Source organism: Pseudomonas sp. LABIM340 (genome assembly GCF_040017195.2).
Lineage (GTDB): Bacteria > Pseudomonadota > Gammaproteobacteria > Pseudomonadales > Pseudomonadaceae > Pseudomonas.
The window spans coordinates 2,580,989-2,598,992 of sequence record NZ_CM200227.1; the positions used below are offsets into that span (position 1 = coordinate 2,580,989).

16 protein-coding genes are annotated in these 18,004 nt (G+C 63.6%); 12 read left to right on the forward strand and 4 right to left on the reverse strand.

The genetic code is table 11. The features are described 5' to 3' along the window. The first annotated feature begins 25 nt into the window (after positions 1-25). Positions 26-1,774 carry an amidohydrolase gene (locus ABKS89_RS12110; protein WP_348589374.1) on the forward strand — a complete coding sequence of 583 codons (1,749 nt, stop codon included), beginning with the start codon at positions 26-28 and terminating at the stop codon, positions 1,772-1,774. Further along, on the forward strand, positions 1,771-2,688 hold the full coding sequence (locus ABKS89_RS12115) for a CobW family GTP-binding protein (RefSeq protein ID WP_348589373.1): 918 nt from the start codon (positions 1,771-1,773) through the stop codon (positions 2,686-2,688). The genes ABKS89_RS12110 and ABKS89_RS12115 overlap by 4 nt, the downstream gene beginning before the upstream one ends. Before the next feature lie 156 nt (positions 2,689-2,844). Here ABKS89_RS12115 and ppnP read toward each other — a convergent pair whose 3' ends face one another. Together ppnP and ABKS89_RS12125 are read right to left on the reverse strand one after the other, a co-directional pair. Continuing rightward, positions 2,845-3,126 carry a pyrimidine/purine nucleoside phosphorylase gene (gene ppnP / locus ABKS89_RS12120; protein ID WP_024765480.1) on the reverse strand — a complete coding sequence of 94 codons (282 nt, stop codon included), beginning with the start codon at positions 3,124-3,126 and terminating at the stop codon, positions 2,845-2,847. Positions 3,127-3,237: 111 nt separating this feature from the next. Beyond that, positions 3,238-3,789, reverse strand: coding sequence for a 3'-5' exonuclease (locus ABKS89_RS12125; protein ID WP_045208048.1), 552 nt, complete (start codon positions 3,787-3,789; stop codon positions 3,238-3,240). A gap of 103 nt (positions 3,790-3,892) precedes the next feature. Between ABKS89_RS12125 and ABKS89_RS12130 the strand changes: the two genes are divergently transcribed. Continuing rightward, the gene (locus ABKS89_RS12130) at positions 3,893-4,771 is read left to right on the forward strand and encodes an NAD(P)-dependent oxidoreductase (RefSeq protein WP_138216631.1); all 879 of its coding nucleotides are present in this window, start codon (positions 3,893-3,895) and stop codon (positions 4,769-4,771) included. Positions 4,772-4,836: 65 nt separating this feature from the next. Here the strand turns inward: ABKS89_RS12130 and ABKS89_RS12135 are convergent, their stop codons facing one another. Next, positions 4,837-5,178 (reverse strand): DMT family protein, encoded by a 342-nt coding sequence (locus ABKS89_RS12135; protein WP_045208042.1) that lies wholly within the window; start codon positions 5,176-5,178, stop codon positions 4,837-4,839. A 71-nt stretch (positions 5,179-5,249) separates the two neighbouring features. Between ABKS89_RS12135 and ABKS89_RS12140 the strand changes: the two genes are divergently transcribed. From ABKS89_RS12140 to ABKS89_RS12150, 3 genes are all read left to right on the forward strand, one after another. Further along, complete coding sequence (locus ABKS89_RS12140; protein ID WP_348589372.1) at positions 5,250-7,499, forward strand: alpha-glucosidase; 2,250 nt, start codon at positions 5,250-5,252, stop codon at positions 7,497-7,499. Positions 7,500-7,520: 21 nt separating this feature from the next. Beyond that, on the forward strand, positions 7,521-7,775 hold the full coding sequence (locus tag ABKS89_RS12145; protein WP_348589371.1) for a YkgJ family cysteine cluster protein: 255 nt from the start codon (positions 7,521-7,523) through the stop codon (positions 7,773-7,775). A gap of 124 nt (positions 7,776-7,899) precedes the next feature. Then, positions 7,900-8,505 (forward strand): START domain-containing protein, encoded by a 606-nt coding sequence (locus tag ABKS89_RS12150; protein ID WP_348589370.1) that lies wholly within the window; start codon positions 7,900-7,902, stop codon positions 8,503-8,505. Positions 8,506-8,736: 231 nt separating this feature from the next. Here ABKS89_RS12150 and gltA read toward each other — a convergent pair whose 3' ends face one another. Beyond that, positions 8,737-10,020, reverse strand: a complete 1,284-nt coding sequence (gene gltA / locus ABKS89_RS12155; protein WP_192295132.1) for a citrate synthase — start codon at positions 10,018-10,020, stop codon at positions 8,737-8,739. A 354-nt stretch (positions 10,021-10,374) separates the two neighbouring features. On the opposite strand from gltA, the gene sdhC reads away from it, so the two are divergent. The 6 genes from sdhC to odhB all read left to right on the forward strand — a co-directional run bounded on the left by sdhC (position 10,375) and on the right by odhB (position 17,975). After that, positions 10,375-10,761, forward strand: coding sequence for a succinate dehydrogenase, cytochrome b556 subunit (sdhC, locus tag ABKS89_RS12160; RefSeq protein ID WP_171039473.1), 387 nt, complete (start codon positions 10,375-10,377; stop codon positions 10,759-10,761). Beyond that, complete coding sequence (gene sdhD, locus ABKS89_RS12165) at positions 10,755-11,123, forward strand: succinate dehydrogenase, hydrophobic membrane anchor protein (protein ID WP_081517058.1); 369 nt, start codon at positions 10,755-10,757, stop codon at positions 11,121-11,123. Before sdhC ends, sdhD begins: the two co-directional genes overlap by 7 nt. Before the next feature lie 3 nt (positions 11,124-11,126). Next, positions 11,127-12,899 (forward strand): succinate dehydrogenase flavoprotein subunit, encoded by a 1,773-nt coding sequence (gene sdhA / locus ABKS89_RS12170; RefSeq protein ID WP_045208031.1) that lies wholly within the window; start codon positions 11,127-11,129, stop codon positions 12,897-12,899. A gap of 11 nt (positions 12,900-12,910) precedes the next feature. Then, positions 12,911-13,618: a succinate dehydrogenase iron-sulfur subunit gene (locus tag ABKS89_RS12175; RefSeq protein ID WP_045208028.1), complete on the forward strand. Its 708-nt coding sequence runs from the start codon at positions 12,911-12,913 to the stop codon at positions 13,616-13,618. 250 nt (positions 13,619-13,868) lie between these two features. Beyond that, complete coding sequence (locus ABKS89_RS12180) at positions 13,869-16,700, forward strand: 2-oxoglutarate dehydrogenase E1 component (RefSeq protein ID WP_138216624.1); 2,832 nt, start codon at positions 13,869-13,871, stop codon at positions 16,698-16,700. A 42-nt stretch (positions 16,701-16,742) separates the two neighbouring features. Then, entirely contained in the window at positions 16,743-17,975 is a 1,233-nt protein-coding gene (odhB, locus tag ABKS89_RS12185) for a 2-oxoglutarate dehydrogenase complex dihydrolipoyllysine-residue succinyltransferase (protein WP_138216623.1), read from the forward strand. The last annotated feature ends 29 nt before the right edge of the window (positions 17,976-18,004 follow it).

Consider the following 18,004-nt stretch of genomic DNA (forward strand, 5'->3'; position numbering starts at 1 on the left):
CGGACAAGAACAACAAGGGCTTCCCATGACCGCTCCGGACCGCTTCCGCTCCTCCAATTCCCCCACCGACCGCTTCGCCGAACTGCTGCTGCACAACGGCCGCGTCTATACGCTCGACCCCGCCCAGCCCTGGGCCGAGGCCATGGCCATCCGAGATGGCCGGCTGCTGGCGGTGGGCCGTCGTGAAGAGATGGAGCACCTGATCGGCCCGGACACCCTGGTGCGCGACCTCGAAGGCGCGTTCTGCATGCCCGGCCTGCACGACATGCACACCCACCCGGACCTGGCACTGAACCCGCGCTACGCCGACGACCTCGACGTCGGCATCGAGGACCCGACCCCGGAGCAGCTTGCAAAAGCCATCCTCGATTACGCCGCCAGCCACCCCGGTGACGGTTGGGTCTACGGCCAGTACTGGGTGCGCTACACCTTCCGCGAAGCCGGGCTGAAGCCGGGCCGCGAGTGGCTCGACAGTATCCTGCCGGATCGCCCCGTGGCGCTGCTCGACCGCATGTGGGGCACCATGATGGTCAATTCCCGCGCGCTGGAACTGGCCGGCATCGACGCCAGCACCGCCGACCCGCGCAACGGCTACCTGGAGCGCGACGAGCTGACCGGCGAGCCCAACGGCCTGATGATCGACGGCGCCTATGCGCTGATCCACGCCGCCATGCCGCCGACCCCGGCCAAGGTACTGCGCCAGTCCTACCGCGAGGGTGTGCACTTCCAGAGCTCCCGCGGCGTCACGGCGGCCAAGTACCTGCACGTCTGCGAGAACCGCCTGGACGCCCTCAAGTACCTCGACGACGCCGGGCAACTGACCCTGCGGGTGGAGGCGGCGATCAGCTGGCAGGACGACATCTTCCCGGTGCGCCGCCGCTGGGAGCTGCTCAGCGGCGAGCGTCACTACTATCGCAGCGCACGGTTGTCGGCGAACGCGGTGAAGTTCCACTTCGACGGTACCGTCGAGCCGCGCTCCTCCTTCCTTATTACACCCTGGCCGGGCGAAGACGCCTGGCGCGGCAAGCTCAACCTGACGCCCGAGCACATCACCGACATGGTGGTGGACATGGACAGCCGCGGCATTCGCGTCATCGCCCACTGCACTGGCGATGCGGCGTCCGACGTGTTCCTCGACGCAGTGGCCGAGGCGCGCCGGCGCAATGGCTTCAGCGGCGTGCGCCACCAGTGTGCGCACAGCACCATCCTGCATCCGGGCAACCTCAAACGCTTCCGCGAGCTGGAAGTGATCGCCGAGTTCTCCCCCGCCGCCTGGTACCCGACGCCCTTTGCCAGCGGAGCGCGTTCGGGCTACGGCACGGATCGCCTGAAGCGCATCTACGACTTCAAGGGTGTGCTGGCCGCCGGCGGCATTGCAGTGTTCGGCACCGACTGGCCGGTGGCGTCCATCGACCCCTGGCTGGCGCTGGAAACCCTGGTCACCCGGCAGAACCCGTGGAACGACGACCCGGCCTGCTTCGGCGAGCCGATCAGCCTGGAGCAGGCGATCCGCGTGGCGACGCTCAATGGCGCCTACGCCATGGGCCTGGAGAAGCTTACCGGCAGCCTGGAGGCCGGCAAGTCGGCGGACTTCATCGTGCTCGACCGCAACCTGTTCGAGCAGCCTGCGCGCAACTTCATCCACCGCACCGAAGTGCAGCTGACCTTCGTCGAAGGCCGCCCGGTGTACGACCGCCTCGGCCAGTTCAGCGATACCGCGCTGGCTGCAGTCTGGCAGGGCGAGCCGCCGCGAATCGAAGGCGTCAACGCATGAACGCCGCGAGCATCCCGGTGACGGTGGTCGCCGGCTTCCTCGGCGCTGGCAAGACCACGCTACTGCGCAACCTGCTGGAGCGCTGCGAGGGCCGGCGCCTGGCGGTGATCGTCAATGACTTCGGCGAGCTGAACATCGACGCCGGCATGATCGCCGAGCAGACCGAGGCCGTGTACAGCCTGGAGAACGGCTGCATCTGCTGCAGCGTGCAGGACGACCTGCTGGCGCAGTTGGAGCGTCTGGCGACCATGCACCCGCCACTGGAACAGGTGGTGATCGAGTGCAGTGGGGTATCCGACCCGCAGCGCATCGTGCAGACGCTGGGCTACCCGAAGCTGCGCAGGCGTCTGCATCTGGATGCGGTGTTGACAGTGGTCGATGCCGCCCGCCGCGAACCGCTGGAAGGCGAGTACGCACGACTGGAGCGCATGCAGGCGGCGGCTGCGGACCTGCTGTTGTTGAACAAGTGCGACCTGCTGGATGCCGACGAGCGCGCCAGCCAGCGCGAGCGCTTCGGCCGTGGTGCGCGGGTGCTGGAAACTATCCAGGCGCAGATTCCTGATGAGCTGCTGCTCGGTGAGCCGTCGCGCAAGCTGCGGCCCCATGGGCAGGAAGGCATCGACCATGGCGACCTGTTCGACAGCTGGAGCTGGCAGGGCGACGCGGCCTTCGATGGTGCGCGACTGAAAAAATGGCTGGAGACATTGCCGCGCGGCCTGCTGCGCCTCAAGGGGCTGATTCGCTTGGCGGGGCAGGGTGAGACGGTCTGGCTGCAATATGTGGGCGGACGCTATCAGCTGCGCCCGGCGACCGCGAGCGAGGCGGCGCAGGGTTCGCGGCTGGTGTTCATTGCGGAGAAGGAGGCGGGGCTGCGGGCGGATCTTGAAGGCGGTCTGCACAACTGCTTTTCGTAGGACCGAGGGGGACGCCTAGTCCTTGCTCGCGAACAGCCCAGAGCCGGACCGGCCGGGAAGTGGTTCGCGAGCAAGCTCGCTCCTACAAGGTCAGCGCCCGAGCAGCAGGCAACAAAAAACCGGCCACCAGGGCCGGTTTTTCATCACGCACCGAACTCAGCGGTATTCGCAGAGGTAGGCGGTGTCCTGGGCGACTTTCAGCTGGAACTTGCTGTTGGCCGGCACGGTGAAGTTGCTGCCGCCTTCGAAGGTTTCCCAGCTGTCGCTGCCCGGCAGCTTGACGGTCAGCGCGCCGGCGACGACGTGCATCACCTCCAGCTGGCTGGTGCCGAATTCGTATTCGCCGGGAGCCATCACGCCAATGGTGGCGGGGCCTGCGGTCATGTCGAAGGCGATGGATTTGACGGTGCCGTCGAAGTACTCGTTGACCTTGAACATGGGCTTCTCCTGCTAGAGGGGTGAAAAAGGGCCCGCCAGTATGCCCAAGGCCGCAGGCCCCGTCACTAGAGCGGGGCAGGCGACCGTGCGGTCAGAGATTGGCAGACCCTTTCAGCCGGCAACGGGCAGGGTCAGCGGCAGCAGGCGGGCGGTATTGCGGGCGTCTTCCAGGGCACGGTGCGGCTGACCCTGGAAATGCAGGCCGGCCAGGTGCAACGCGGCGTTCAGGCCCACCTGGCGCTTGAGTTGGCGGGCCTGGGCGAAGCGCTGCTTGAGGTTGACGTGGGGGACGCGGGACAGGTGGCTGTCTAGGTGCTGACGGCGCCATTCCAGTTCCAGCTGGTGGCGGTCGTAGTCGCCCCAGCTGGTCCAGCCGGCCAGGCGCGGGCTGTGCTGGGCCAGCCAGCGCTCGAACTGCGGCCAGACCTCGCGCAGCGGTGCGGCGGCATCGACGTTGGCCTGGGTGATATGGGTGAGCTCGCGACAGAAGGTCGTCAGCAGCGGGCGTCGCTGCGGGCGGACGAAACGCTGGAAATGGTCCAGCTCGCGGCCGTCGGCCTCGGCTACCAGGCTCGCGCCGATCTCGATGATCTCCATTTCCTCGACCGGCCAGCCGCCTTCCTCGGTGGTGGCTTCCAGGTCGATCACCAGCCAGTGGGGCATAGTCGGTGCTCGTGGTTGGGTTCGAATCGAGTATGGAAGGCGTTTGCGGGACCGGCAAACCGCTGTGCTAGGCTGAGCGACTTGATCGGACAAGGGGACTGCGATGGCGAAAGTGGCTTTCATCGGCCTGGGCGTGATGGGTTACCCCATGGCCGGGCATCTGGCGCGCGAAGGGCACGAGGTGTGCGTCTACAACCGCACCGCGAGCCGCGCCGCCCAGTGGGTCAAGCAGTTCGGCGGCCGCTCGGCGCAGACCCCGCGTGACGCCGCACAGTGGGCCGACTTCGTGATGTGCTGCGTGGGTAACGATGACGACCTGCGCAGCGTGGTGCTGGGCGAGGACGGCGCGCTGGCCGGCATGCAGCCCGGCTCCGTGCTGGTGGACCACACCACCGCCTCGGCCGAAGTGGCCCGCGAGCTGGCGGTAGCGGCGGCCGAGCGCGAGCTGGGCTTCCTCGATGCGCCGGTGTCCGGCGGCCAGGCCGGCGCCGAGAATGGCGCACTGACGGTGATGGTCGGCGGCGACGCGAACCTCTACGCCCGCGCCGAGCCGGTGATCGCCACCTATTCGCGCATGGTGCGACGCATGGGCCCGGTGGGCAGCGGCCAACTGACCAAGATGGTCAACCAGATCTGTGTCGGCGGCCTGCTGCAGGGGCTGTCCGAGGCGCTGCACTTCGCCCAGAGCGCCGGCCTCGACGGCATGGCGGCGATGGAGGTGATCAGCAAGGGCGCCGCGCAGTCCTGGCAGCTGGAGAATCGTCACCAGAGTATGCTGGAAGGGCGTTTCGACTTCGGCTTCGCGGTGGACTGGATGCGCAAGGACCTGGGCATCGTCCTCGAAGAGGCTCGCCGCAACGGCGCGCAGTTGCCAGTCACGGCGCTGGTCGACCAGTTCTACGCCGAGGTGCAGGCCGCCGGCGGCGGACGCTGGGACACCTCCAGCCTGATCACCCGCCTTCAGGACTCGCCCGAGGCCTGATCCTTTTTTCCTCCTCAGGTGGCGCCATCGGTCGCAGAGATCGTCGTGCGCCGCTCCTGATCGCCTCAGGCGCGGAAGATAAAGTACACCGCGCCCAGCAGGCACAAGCCGGCCCATAGATAGTCGAGCTTCAGTGGCTGCTGCATGAAGTACACGCTGAACGGCACGAAGACCGCCAGCGTGATGACCTCCTGCATGATCTTCAGCTGCCCCACCGACATCACCGTGTAACCGATGCGGTTGGCCGGCACCTGCAGCAAATACTCGAACAGTGCGATGCCCCAGCTGACCAGCGCCGCGATGATCCACGGCTTGCTGCTCAGGGTTTTCAGGTGGCCGTACCAGGCGAAGGTCATGAACAGGTTGGAGAGCGACAGAAGAAACGCGGTTTGCAGCCAGACCGGCATGGCAGCGGCTCCAGTAAGGGACTGCGCCAGAGCCTAGTGGATGCACGACGCGACAGCCAAGGGGCGGGACATTGATCAGGTTCGTATTGCGGGGAACGGCGGCGCTGCTGGCGCTGGGGGTATTGGCGTTCGGCGGCTGGAAAGGTTGGCAGTGGTGGCAGCAGCGGCCGGTCTGGGCGCAGCTGACGGTGGCGCCGGCCATGGCGGCCGGGCAGACCTGGCAACTGGGTGACTATCGCCTGGAGTGGGACGGTGCGTCCTTCGCCCTGCGCGCGGGCGAGCATCCCGCGCAGACGCTGTGGCAGACCCGTGGCGGATTCCTGGCTGTAGGCATCGGTCGTGTGGACGCCGAAGAGCATCGCGGCGCGATGTTCGTCCACGAACACCGCGAGCTGCTGTGTCGTCAGCAACAGTTGGCTGCCGTGCGCGCTGAAGCGGACAGGTTGCTGATCTCCGGCACGCTGGGTTGCGCCGATGGCCGGCAAGCGCCGTATACCGTTGCGCTGCACTCCGATGGTGAGCGTGGCGTTGTGCTGGACGTGAGCCTGGGTGATCCGGCGCTGAACCGTCTTTATCTGGCCTGGGCGCGGGAGGCGGACGAACAGTTCCACGGCTTCGGCGAGCAGTTCACCCGCTTCGACCTGAGCGGGCGTCGCCTGCCCATACTGGTGCAGGAGCAGGGCGTCGGGCGCGGTCTGCAACCGATCACCCTGGCCGCGGACCTCAGTGCCCGCGCCGGTGGCGACTGGTGGACCACCTACGCGCCGGTGCCTTTCTATCTCACCTCGCGCCTGCACGGCTTCTTCAGCGAGGCGCCGGAGTACCAGGTCTTCGACCTGCGCGACGACCAGCGGGTGGCGCTGGAGGTGCATGCTGGCAAGCTCCAGGCGCACATCTATAAAGGCAGCAGCCCCAAGACGCTGATCGAGGCGCACACCTCGGTGGTCGGGCGCATGCCGCCGTTGCCGGCCTGGACCCAGCAGGGCGCGATCCTCGGACTGCAGGGCGGCACCGAGCGTGTGCGCGGCATCGTCCGGCAATTCGAGCAGGCGAAGGTGCCGCTGGCCGGCGTCTGGGTTCAGGACTGGGTCGGCCAGCGCGCCACCAGCTTCGGCAAGCAACTGTGGTGGAACTGGGTGCTGGATGGCGAACGCTATCCGGGCTGGTCGGCCTTCAATGCCGAGTTGCGCGCCAAGGGCATTCGCAGCCTGGCCTATGTGAATCCCTTCCTGGTGGATACGGCGGAGAAGGGCGGGGCGACCCGCAACCTCTACCGCGAAGCGCTGGAACACGGCTATCTGACCCTGGATCAACAAGGGCAGCCGCTGCTGTTGCAGAACACCAGTTTCAGCGCCGGTCTGGTTGATCTCACCAATCCGCAGGCGGCCGATTGGCTGCGCGGGGTGATGCGCGACGAAATGCTTGGCGCGGGCTTCTCCGGCTGGATGGCGGACTTCGGCGAAGCACTGCCTTACGAGGCGAAGCTGGCGTCCGGTGAGCCGGCTTCCGTCCTGCACAATCGCTATCCGGAGCTGTGGGCGAAGCTGAACCGGCAACTGGTGGACGAGGAGGGCGCCGGCGACCTGCTGTTCTTCATGCGCTCCGCTTACAGCCACAGCCCCGGCCTGACCACCAGCATGTGGCTGGGCGACCAGCTGGTGACCTGGGATGCCGACGACGGTCTGCACAGCGCGCTGCTGGGGCTGCTGTCGGGCGGTGTATCCGGATTCAGCCTGAACCACAGCGATACCGGCGGCTACACCACCATCAGCAGCCCGATCAGGAACTACCACCGCAGCGAGGAGCTGCTGCTGCGCTGGATGGAGTTCTCCGCCTTCACCAGCCTGCTGCGCACCCACGAGGGCAATCGCCCGGACGACAACGTGCAGGCCTACAGCACGCCGGCCACTGTGGCGCAGTTGCAGCGCTTCGCCACGGTGTTTCGTGAGTTGGCGCCGTACCGTCAGCGCCTGATGGACGAGGCGGCGCAGCATGGCTGGCCGCTGGTGCGCCCGCTCTGGCTGGAGTTCCCCGCTGATCCGGCCAGCTTGGCGGAAACGCCGACGAGCTATATGCTCGGCGACCAATTTCTGGTGGCCCCGGTGCTGGAGCCTGGTGTGCAGCGTCTGAACGTGGCGTTGCCCGAGGGCCGCTGGGTGCACCTGTGGAGCGGCAGCACATTCGAGGTGGCTTCTGGCGGTTCTGTCGAAGTCCCCGCGCCCATTGGCGAGCCGGCGGTGTTCTACCGCGCTGGCTCCGCCGAGGGCGAGCACCTGGTAGCGGCGCTGCGCGAGCAGGGGCTGCTGCGCTCCAATCCTTGAAGTCGAGTAGAGAGTTCATCCATGCAATGCCGTATCGGCTGTGGCGCCTGCTGCATAGCGCCGTCGATTTCCTCGCCCATCCCCGGCATGCCTGACGGCAAGCCGGCGGGCGTGCGCTGCGTGCAATTGGATGAGCGCAATCTGTGCAAACTATTCGGCGACTCCCGGCGTCCAAAGGTCTGTGCGGCCTTCGAGGCGGACGCCGATGCCTGCGGCAACAGCAACGAGCAGGCCCTGCAGATCCTCACGGAGTGGGAACGCATCACCGCTGCCTGATGTGACTTGGAAGTCACGTTTTCGCGGTCCATACTGACGCCCCGACCCGCTCAAGACCGCGGATTGCGACGGGGCGGCGGCATTTGCTGCCCCCACAAGATCAAGAATAAAGAGAGGTAAGACGATGCGTGGTGTATTGCGTATGACCCTGCTGGCTACTGCCGTGATGGGCTTTGCCGGCACTGCCCTGGCGGATGACTGGAAGCTGGAGAAGGAAGAAGACGGCGTGAAGGTCTTCCTCAGCCCTGTGGCCGGCTCCAAGTACAAGGCCTACCGTGGCGTCGTCGACATCAAGGCCGATGTGGCCAAGATCAACGCCCTGCAGGAAGACGTGGCCGGTTCCTGCAAGTGGATCCACGCCTGCGCCGAAATGCGCCTGCTGAAAACCGAAGGCGACAATTCCTGGACCTACTCGAAGATCGACATGCCCTGGCCGGTAACCGGTCGCGACGTGGTGATCCACGTGACCACCGAGAAGACCGCCGACGGCGGCCTGATCCGTCATCTGAAAGCCGAACCGACCTACATTCCCGAAGAGAAGGGCGAAATCCGCGTGCCGAAGCTGATCGGCGAGTGGAAGCTGGTCCCCAAGGGCGCCGGCGTGACCGAAGTGACCTACCAGGTGCAGACCGAGCCGGGTGGCAGCATCCCGTCCTGGCTGGCCAACAGCTTCGTGGTCGATGCGCCGATGAACACCCTGAAGGGTCTGCGCAGCGCTGCCGAGAAGTAACAGGCGCTGACGTTCCCCTTCATGAAAAAGCCGCCTTCGGGCGGCTTTTTTCGTTCCTGTCGTGCGCGTCGGTGAGGCTCTTCGTAGGAGTGAGCTTGCTCGCGAATCGCCTGACGCAGGTGTTGCAGAGGGCTGTTCGCGAGCAAGCTCGCTCCTACAGGAAGGCGAAGCCTTGCCCGCAGCAATAAAAAAGGCCGCCCGGAGGCGGCCTTTTCTCGTACGCCGTAGCGCTTAGCGGGCCTTGAGGTCCACGAAGTTGCGCTCGGTGGCGCCGGTGTACAGCTGACGCGGACGACCGATCTTGTACGGGCCGGAGAGCATTTCCTGCCAGTGCGAGATCCAGCCCACGGTACGTGCCAGGGCGAAGATCACGGTGAACATGCTGGTCGGAATGCCGATGGCCTTCAGGATGATGCCGGAGTAGAAGTCCACGTTCGGATAGAGGTTGCGCTCCACGAAGTAGGGGTCGTGGCGGGCGATTTCTTCCAGCTTCATGGCCAGTTCCAGCTGCGGGTCGTTGATGCCCAGCTCCTGGAGAACCTCGTCGCAGGTCTGTTTCATGACCTTGGCGCGCGGGTCGAAGTTCTTGTACACGCGGTGGCCGAAGCCCATCAGCTTGAACGGATCGTTCTTGTCCTTGGCCTTGGCCACGAACTTCTCGATGTTCGACACGTCACCGATTTCGTCCAGCATGCGCAGAACGGCTTCGTTCGCGCCGCCGTGAGCCGGTCCCCACAGGGCGGCGATGCCCGAGGCGATACAGGCGAACGGGTTGGCACCCGAGGAGCCCGCCAGGCGCACGGTGGAGGTGGAGGCGTTCTGCTCGTGATCGGCGTGCAGGATGAAGATGCGGTCCATGGCCTTGGCCAGCACGGGGCTGATCGGCTTGGTCTCGCAAGGGGTGTTGAACATCATATGCAGGAAGTTTTCTGCATAGTTCAGGTCGTTGCGCGGGTACATCATCGGCTCGCCCTTGGAGTACTTGTACACCATGGCAGCGATGGTCGGCATCTTGGCGATCAGACGATGCGCCGAGACTTCCCGGTGCTTCGGATTATTGATGTCCAGGGAGTCGTGATAGAAGGCGGAGAGGGCACCGATCACGCCGCACATCACGGCCATCGGGTGCGCATCACGGCGGAAACCGTTGAAGAAGGTCTTCAGCTGTTCATGAACCATGGTGTGGTTCTTGATGGTGCCGACGAACTTTTCCTTCTGCTCGGCAGTAGGCAGTTCGCCGTTGAGCAGCAGGTAGCAGGTTTCCAGGTAGTCGGACTTCTCGGCGAGCTGTTCGATCGGGTAGCCGCGATGCAGCAGTACACCTTTATCACCGTCGATGTAGGTGATCTTCGACTCGCAGGAGGCAGTGGACATGAAGCCGGGGTCGAAAGTGAAGTGACCCGTGGAGGTCAGGCCCCGCACGTCGACTACATCGGGACCCAGCGTGCCGGAGAGGACGGGCAGTTCGACGGGGGCAGCGCCCTCGATGATCAACTGCGCTTTTTTGTCAGCCATGATGGCCTCCTATTTATGCTTGAAATCATCTGTACGACCCCCCACGCAGGGCCCGCACCACTATAGAGAGATAAATCCGAATGTCAATTTGCACAATCGGAGAAGTTTGGCTCCTCCAAGCCCCTGTTTTGCCGGAAAAATTTGCCTGTTTACGCCTTTTCGGGGGGTGCGGCAATTAGTCCTTAGGTGGAGGTCTTTCCGTTGTCATTAGGAGCCTAACTGTCTATACTCGGCGACCAGCCGCCAAGGGCCGTCCGGCCTCGCTTGATTGGTGGTTGTCACTCCCGAAGGTGATGGGTACCTGACAAGTGCACCTCCCGACAACTAGCCCTGATTCATAGAAGGGCTCTCAGTGTGAAAAAAGCCGTGAATAGCAAACGACCCGTAAACCTAGACCTAAGGACCATCCAACTCCCTATCACTGCTTACACGTCGATTCTCCACCGTATCTCTGGCGTCATTCTGTTCGTGGGCATCGCAGTGCTGCTGTTCGCACTGGATCGTTCCCTCGCTTCGGAAGAAAGCTTCGAGCAGGTGAAGGCGTGTCTGGCCCATCCGTTGGTCAAGCTTGTGATTTGGGGCCTGCTGTCTGCGCTCCTGTACCACCTGGTAGCCGGTATTCGTCACCTCGTCATGGACGCAGGTATTGGCGAAACGCTGGAAGGCGGTAAGCGTGGTTCGAAAATCGTCATCGCTGTCGCAGTGGTGCTGATCGTTCTGGCGGGGGTATGGGTATGGTAACTAACGTCACTAACTTGTCGCGTTCGGGTCTCTATGACTGGATGGTCCAGCGCGTCTCCGCGGTCGTTCTCGCGGCTTATGTTCTCTTCCTGCTGGGCTTCCTGATCGCTCACCCGGGTATTACCTACACCGAGTGGCATGGTCTGTTCTCCCACAGCCTGATGAAGATTTTCAGCCTGTTGACGCTGGTTTCCCTGAGCGTGCACGCGTGGGTTGGTATGTGGACCATCACTACCGACTACCTGACTCCGATGGCGCTGGGCAAGTCCGCGACTGTCGTGCGTTTCCTCGTCCAGGCGGTATGCGGCATGGCCATGTTCGCATTCTTCGTCTGGGGTGTGCAGATTCTCTGGGGTAACTGATCCATGGCTAGCATTCGTACTCTTTCCTTCGACGCCATCATCGTTGGTGGTGGCGGCGCCGGCATGCGCGCTGCGCTGCAACTGGCCCAGGGCGGTCACAAGACTGCCGTGGTGACCAAGGTCTTCCCGACCCGTTCGCACACTGTATCCGCCCAGGGCGGCATCACCTGCGCCATCGCTTCGGCCGACCCGAACGACGATTGGCGCTGGCACATGTACGACACCGTCAAGGGCTCCGACTACATCGGTGACCAGGACGCTATCGAATACATGTGTTCCGTCGGCCCGGAAGCCGTGTTCGAGCTGGAACACATGGGTCTGCCGTTCTCCCGTACCGAGCAGGGCCGCATCTACCAGCGTCCGTTCGGTGGCCAGTCCAAGGACTTCGGCAAGGGTGGCCAGGCTGCCCGTACCTGCGCCGCGGCTGACCGCACCGGTCACGCCCTGCTGCACACCCTCTATCAGGCCAACCTGAAGAGCGGTACTTCCTTCCTTAATGAGTGGTACGCGGTTGACCTGGTGAAGAACCAGGACGGTCATGTGGTTGGCGTCATCGCCATCGACATCGAAACCGGCGACACCGTTTATATCCGCTCCAAAGCCGTGGTCCTGGCCACTGGCGGTGCCGGCCGTATCTACGCCTCCACCACCAACGCCCTGATCAACACCGGTGACGGCATCGGTATGGCCCTGCGCGCTGGCGTGCCGGTGCAGGACATCGAGATGTGGCAGTTCCACCCGACCGGCATCGCCGGCGCTGGTGTACTGGTCACCGAAGGCTGCCGTGGTGAAGGTGGCTACCTGATCAACGCCCATGGCGAGCGTTTCATGGAGCGTTACGCTCCGAACGCGAAAGACCTGGCCGGCCGCGACGTGGTTGCCCGCTCCATGGTGAAAGAAGTGATCGCCGGCAACGGCGTGGGCCCGAACAAGGACCACGTACTGCTGAAGCTCGACCACCTCGGCGAAGAAGTTCTGCACAGCCGCCTGCCTGGCATCTGCGAACTGTCCAAGACCTTTGCCCACGTTGACCCGGTTGTCGCTCCGATCCCGGTTATCCCGACCTGCCACTACATGATGGGCGGCGTTGCCACCAACATTCATGGCCAGGCCCTGACCATGGATGCCAACGGCAACGAGCAGATCATCGAAGGCCTGTTCGCCGTAGGCGAAGTGGCTTGCGTATCGGTACACGGCGCCAACCGCCTGGGCGGCAACTCGCTGCTCGACCTGGTCGTGTTCGGTCGTGCCACCGGTCTGCACCTGGAGAAGGCGCTCAAGGATGGTATCGAGCACCGCCAGGCTTCCGAGTCCGACCTGGAATCCGCTTTCAAGCGCCTGAACGGCGTGAACGAACGCACCAGCGGCGAAGAAGTCGCTCCGCTCAAGCGCGAGCTGCAATCCTGCATGCAGAACTACTTCGGTGTGTTCCGTACCGGCGAATACATGCAGAAAGGTATCGCTCAGCTGGCTGATCTGCGTGAGCGTATCGCCGCGGTCAAGATCAACGACAAGAGCCAGGCATTCAACACGGCGCGTATCGAAGCGCTGGAACTGCAGAACCTCCTCGAAGTGGCCGAAGCCACTGCGATTGCGGCAGAAGCCCGCAAAGAGTCCCGCGGCGCGCATGCCCGTGAAGACTTCGAGGAGCGCGATGACGAGAACTGGCTGTGCCACACCCTGTACTTCCCGGGTGAGAAGCGTGTAGCCAAGCGTGCCGTCAACTTCGCGCCGAAAACTGTTCCGGCATTCGAACCCAAGGTTCGTACTTACTAAGGGTGCCCGCCATGTTGCAAGTGAGTGTTTACCGCTACAACCCTGAGAAGGACGCTGCACCTTACATGCAGGACTTCCAGGTCGATACCGACGGCAAGGACATCATGGTCCTGGACGTGCTGGCGCTGATCAAGGAACAGGACGAGGGCTTCTCCTACCGTCGTTCCTGCCGTGAAGGCGTGTGCGGTTCCGACGGCATGAACATGAATGGCAAGAACGGCCTGGCTTGCATCACCCCCCTGTCGGCCGTTGGCCTGAAGGGCGGCAAGCTGGTCATTCGCCCGTTGCCCGGCCTGCCGGTCATCCGTGACCTGGTCGTCGACATGCGCATCTTCTACAAGCAGTACGAGAGCGTGAAGCCGTTCCTGCAGAACAAATATGCAGCTCCGGCCATCGAACGTCTGCAGAGCCCGGAAGAGCGCGAGAAGCTGGACGGTCTGTACGAGTGCATCCTGTGCGCCTGCTGCTCGACCTCCTGCCCGTCGTTCTGGTGGAACCCCGACAAATTCCTGGGTCCCGCCGCGCTGCTGCAGGCCTATCGTTTCCTGGCCGACAGCCGTGACACCGAAACTCAGGCGCGCCTGGCGAGCCTGGATGACCCGTTCAGCGTGTTCCGCTGCCGCGGGATCATGAACTGCGTGAACGTCTGCCCGAAGGGTCTGAACCCCACCAAGGCAATCGGTCACATCCGTAACATGCTGCTGCAGAGCGGCACTTGATCTGAGGGCCTCGCGCCCAAAGATCATTGCAAGAGCGACACCTGTACCGCCGGAACATTTTCCGGCGGTACAGTCCCTAGGACCCAAGCCCACAAAGCGGGGGTCCTGTTTTGAAAACGTATATATGACCAGCAGGGGCATCCGGGCTGGTACCCGGACTATCTGCGGGAATCGGTGGCTTGAAGTCGCTGTGTATGACTTCGCGCCAGAGATTCCACAGGTGGAGTCCCCTTACCGAGGGTGACCAAGCATGCACGAAAGCGTAATGCAGCGGATGTGGAACAGTGCCCATCTATCCGGTGGAAACGCTGCCTACGTCGAAGAGCTCTACGAGCTCTACCTGCACGACCCGAACGCTGTGCCAGAAGAGTGGCGCACGTACTTCCAGAAGCTCCCCGCCGACGGCAATCCTGCCCCCGACGTCTCGCATTCCTCTATCCGTGATCATTTCGTACTCCTGGCCAAGAACCAGCGCCGCGCTGCGCCTGTTTCCGCTGGCAGCGTAAGCACCGAGCACGAGAAAAAGCAGGTTGAAGTCCTGCGTCTGATCCTGGCATACCGTCTGCGTGGACATCAGGCAGCATCGCTCGATCCGCTGGGTCTCTGGGTGCGTACCGCTCCCTCCGATCTGTCGCTCGAACACTACGGGCTCACCGCTGCAGACCTCGACACTACTTTCCGTACCGGTGAGCTCTACATCGGCAAGGAAGAAGCGACCCTGCGTGAAATCATCGACGCGCTGAAGCAGACCTACTGCAGCACCATCGGCGCCGAGTTCATGCACATCGTCGATTCCGAGCAACGCCACTGGTTCGCCCAGCGCCTGGAAAGCGTGCGCGGCCGTCCGACGTACTCTGTCGACGCCCGTTCCCACCTGCTCGAGCGCCTCACCGCTGCCGAAGGCCTGGAAAAGTACCTGGGCACCAAGTACCCGGGCACCAAGCGTTTCGGTCTGGAAGGTGGCGAGAGCCTGATCCCGATGGTTGACGAGATCATCCAGCGCTCCGGCTCCTACGGCGTCAAGGAAATCGTCATCGGCATGGCCCACCGCGGCCGTCTGAACGTCCTGGTCAACACCCTGGGCAAGAACCCGCGCGAGCTGTTCGACGAGTTCGAAGGCAAGAAGCTGGTCGAGATGGGCTCGGGTGACGTGAAGTACCACCAGGGCTTCTCCTCCAACGTCATGACCACCGGCGGCGAAGTCCACCTCGCTCTGGCGTTCAACCCCTCGCACCTGGAAATCGTTTCCCCGGTGGTCGAGGGCTCGGTACGCGCTCGTCAAGACCGTCGCAAGGACGGCAGCGGCGACAAGGTCGTGCCGATCTCCATCCACGGCGATGCCGCCTTCGCGGGGCAGGGCGTGGTCATGGAAACCTTCCAGATGTCGCAGACCCGTGCTTACAAGACGGGCGGCACCATCCACATCGTGATCAACAACCAGGTCGGCTTCACCACCAGCCGTCAGGACGATGCTCGTTCCACCGAGTACGCGACCGACGTGGCGAAGATGATCCAGGCGCCGATCTTCCATGTGAATGGCGACGATCCGGAAGCGGTCCTGTTCGTGACCCAGCTGGCCATCGATTACCGCATGCAGTTCAAGCGTGACGTGGTCATCGACCTGGTCTGCTACCGCCGTCGCGGTCACAACGAGGCCGACGAGCCGAGCGGCACCCAGCCGATGATGTACCAGCAGATCGCCAAGCAGCGCACTACCCGTGACCTGTATGCCGACGCGCTGATTGCCGCTGGTGTGCAGACCACCGAACAGGCCCAGGAGAAAGTCGACGAATACCGCGACGCTCTCGACAACGGCCTGCACGTGGTGAAGAGCCTGGTGAAGGAGCCCAACAAGGAGCTCTTCGTCGACTGGCGTCCGTACATCGGTCACGCCTGGACCGCCCGTCACGACACCCGTTGCGACCTGAAAACCCTGCAGGACCTGTCCAACAAGCTGCTGGAAACCCCGGACGGCTTCGTCATGCAGCGTCAGGTACAGAAGATCTACGAAGACCGCGCCAAGATGGCTGCCGGCGGCTTCCCGATCAACTGGGGCTTCGCCGAGAACCTGGCCTACGCCACCCTGCTGTTCGAAGGTCACCCGGTCCGCATGACCGGTCAGGACGTCGGCCGCGGCACCTTCTCGCACCGCCACGCGGCGCTGCACAACCAGAAGGACGACTCGGTCTACATCCCGCTGGCCAATCTGTTCGACGGCCAGCCGCGCGTCAGCCTGTACGACTCCTACCTCTCGGAAGAAGCTGTACTGGCGTTCGAATACGGCTACGCCACCACCACCCCGGATGCACTCGTGGTGTGGGAAGCGCAGTTCGGTGACTTCGCCAACGGTGCACAGGTCGTGATCGACCAGTTCATCACCAGCGGCGAAACCAAGTGGCAACGCCTGTGTGGTCTGACCATGCTGCTGCCGCACGGTTACGAGGGCCAGGGCCCGGAGCACTCCTCCGCGCGTCTGGAGCGTTACCTGCAGCTGTGCGCCGAGCAGAACATCCAGGTCTGCGTGCCGACTACTCCGGCCCAGGTCTACCACATGCTGCGTCGTCAGGTGATCCGTCCGCTGCGCAAGCCGCTGATCGTGATGACTCCGAAGTCGCTGCTGCGTCACAAGCTGGCCATCTCGACCCTGGAAGATCTGGCCGACGGTTCGTTCCAGACTGTGATCAACGAGATCGACAGCCTGGATCCGAAGAAAGTCGACCGCATCGTGCTGTGTAGCGGCAAGGTCTACTACGACCTGCTGGAGAAGCGTCGTGCCGAAGGTCTCGAGAACATCGCGATCGTTCGTCTCGAGCAGCTGTATCCCTTCCCGGAGGACGATCTGGCCGAGGTACTGTCGCAGTACAAGAACCTCAAGCACATCGTCTGGTGCCAGGAAGAGCCGATGAACCAGGGCGCCTGGTTCTGCTCGCAGCACCACATGCGTCGTGTCATCGCCGCGCACAAGAAAGGTCTCAACCTGGAATACGCGGGCCGCGAAGGCTCGGCAGCTCCGGCTTGCGGCTACGCTTCGATGCACGCCGAGCAGCAGGAAAAACTGCTGCAGGACGCCTTCACCGTTTAACGCCAACGCGCAGTTGATACCGAATTTAAGGAAACACACATAATGGCTATCGAAATCAAAGCCCCAACCTTCCCGGAATCGGTTGCCGACGGCACCGTCGCAACCTGGCACAAGAAGGTCGGTGAAGCCGTCAAGCGTGACGAACTGATCGTCGACATCGAGACCGACAAGGTCGTGATCGAAGTACTGGCCGAGGCCGACGGCGTTCTGGCTGAGATCGTCAAGAACGAAGGCGACACCGTTCTCTCCAACGAACTGCTGGGCAAGCTGAGCGAAGGCGGTGCTGCCGCTGCCGCTCCGGCTGCTGCCTCGGCTCCGGCTGCCGCTCCGGCCGCTGCTGCCCCGGCTGCTGCCGCTGGTGACGACAACATCCTCTCGCCGGCCGCCCGCAAGCTGGCCGAAGAGAATGGCATCGACCCGAACAGCCTGGCCGGCACCGGCAAGGGCGGTCGCGTGACCAAGGAAGACGTCGTAGCCGCTGTTGAAGCCAAGAAGAACGCCCCGGCTGCCGCTCCGGTCGCCAAGGCCGCGGCTCCCGCTGCCGCCGCGGCTCCCGTGTTCGCCGCTGGCGACCGCGTCGAGAAGCGCGTTCCGATGACCCGCCTGCGCGCCAAGGTTGCCGAGCGTCTGGTCGAAGCCCAGTCCTCCATGGCCATGCTGACTACCTTCAACGAAGTCAACATGAAGCCGATCATGGACCTGCGCAACAAGTACAAGGACCTGTTCGAGAAGAAGCACAATGGCGTTCGCCTGGGCTTCATGTCCTTCTTCGTCAAGGCCGCCACCGAAGCCCTGAAGCGCTTCCCGGGCGTCAACGCCTCGATCGACGGCAACGACATCGTCTACCACGGCTATCAGGACATCGGTGTAGCAGTTTCCAGCGACCGCGGTCTGGTCGTACCGGTTCTGCGCAACGCCGAGTTCATGAGCCTGGCCGAAGTCGAGAACGGCATCGCCACCTTCGGCAAGAAAGCCAAAGACGGCAAGCTGTCCATCGAAGACATGACCGGTGGTACTTTCACCATTTCCAACGGTGGCGTATTCGGTTCCCTGCTGTCGACTCCGATCGTCAACCCGCCGCAGACCGCCATCCTCGGCATGCACAAGATCCAGGAGCGCCCGATGGCCGTTAACGGCCAGGTCGTGATCCTGCCGATGATGTACCTGGCGCTGTCCTACGATCACCGCATGATCGATGGCAAGGAAGCGGTAAGCTTCCTGGTCACCATGAAGGATCTGCTGGAAGATCCGGCTCGCCTGCTGCTCGACGTCTGATACGTCAGTTCACACGACGGCCCCGTACT

Bases quoted from the DNA above. Each gene is read 5' to 3' on its own strand.
- ABKS89_RS12110 (WP_348589374.1), top strand. From the start codon at position 26: ATGACCGCTCCGGACCGCTTCCGCTCCTCCAATTCCCCCACCGACCGC.
- ABKS89_RS12115 (WP_348589373.1), top strand. From the start codon at position 1,771: ATGAACGCCGCGAGCATCCCGGTGACGGTGGTCGCCGGCTTCCTCGGC.
- ppnP (WP_024765480.1), bottom strand. From the start codon at position 3,126: ATGTTCAAGGTCAACGAGTACTTCGACGGCACCGTCAAATCCATCGCC.
- ABKS89_RS12125 (WP_045208048.1), bottom strand. From the start codon at position 3,789: ATGCCCCACTGGCTGGTGATCGACCTGGAAGCCACCACCGAGGAAGGC.
- ABKS89_RS12130 (WP_138216631.1), top strand. From the start codon at position 3,893: ATGGCGAAAGTGGCTTTCATCGGCCTGGGCGTGATGGGTTACCCCATG.
- ABKS89_RS12135 (WP_045208042.1), bottom strand. From the start codon at position 5,178: ATGCCGGTCTGGCTGCAAACCGCGTTTCTTCTGTCGCTCTCCAACCTG.
- ABKS89_RS12145 (WP_348589371.1), top strand. From the start codon at position 7,521: ATGCAATGCCGTATCGGCTGTGGCGCCTGCTGCATAGCGCCGTCGATT.
- ABKS89_RS12150 (WP_348589370.1), top strand. From the start codon at position 7,900: ATGCGTGGTGTATTGCGTATGACCCTGCTGGCTACTGCCGTGATGGGC.
- gltA (WP_192295132.1), bottom strand. From the start codon at position 10,020: ATGGCTGACAAAAAAGCGCAGTTGATCATCGAGGGCGCTGCCCCCGTC.
- sdhD (WP_081517058.1), top strand. From the start codon at position 10,755: ATGGTAACTAACGTCACTAACTTGTCGCGTTCGGGTCTCTATGACTGG.
- sdhA (WP_045208031.1), top strand. From the start codon at position 11,127: ATGGCTAGCATTCGTACTCTTTCCTTCGACGCCATCATCGTTGGTGGT.
- ABKS89_RS12175 (WP_045208028.1), top strand. From the start codon at position 12,911: ATGTTGCAAGTGAGTGTTTACCGCTACAACCCTGAGAAGGACGCTGCA.
- ABKS89_RS12180 (WP_138216624.1), top strand. From the start codon at position 13,869: ATGCACGAAAGCGTAATGCAGCGGATGTGGAACAGTGCCCATCTATCC.
- odhB (WP_138216623.1), top strand. From the start codon at position 16,743: ATGGCTATCGAAATCAAAGCCCCAACCTTCCCGGAATCGGTTGCCGAC.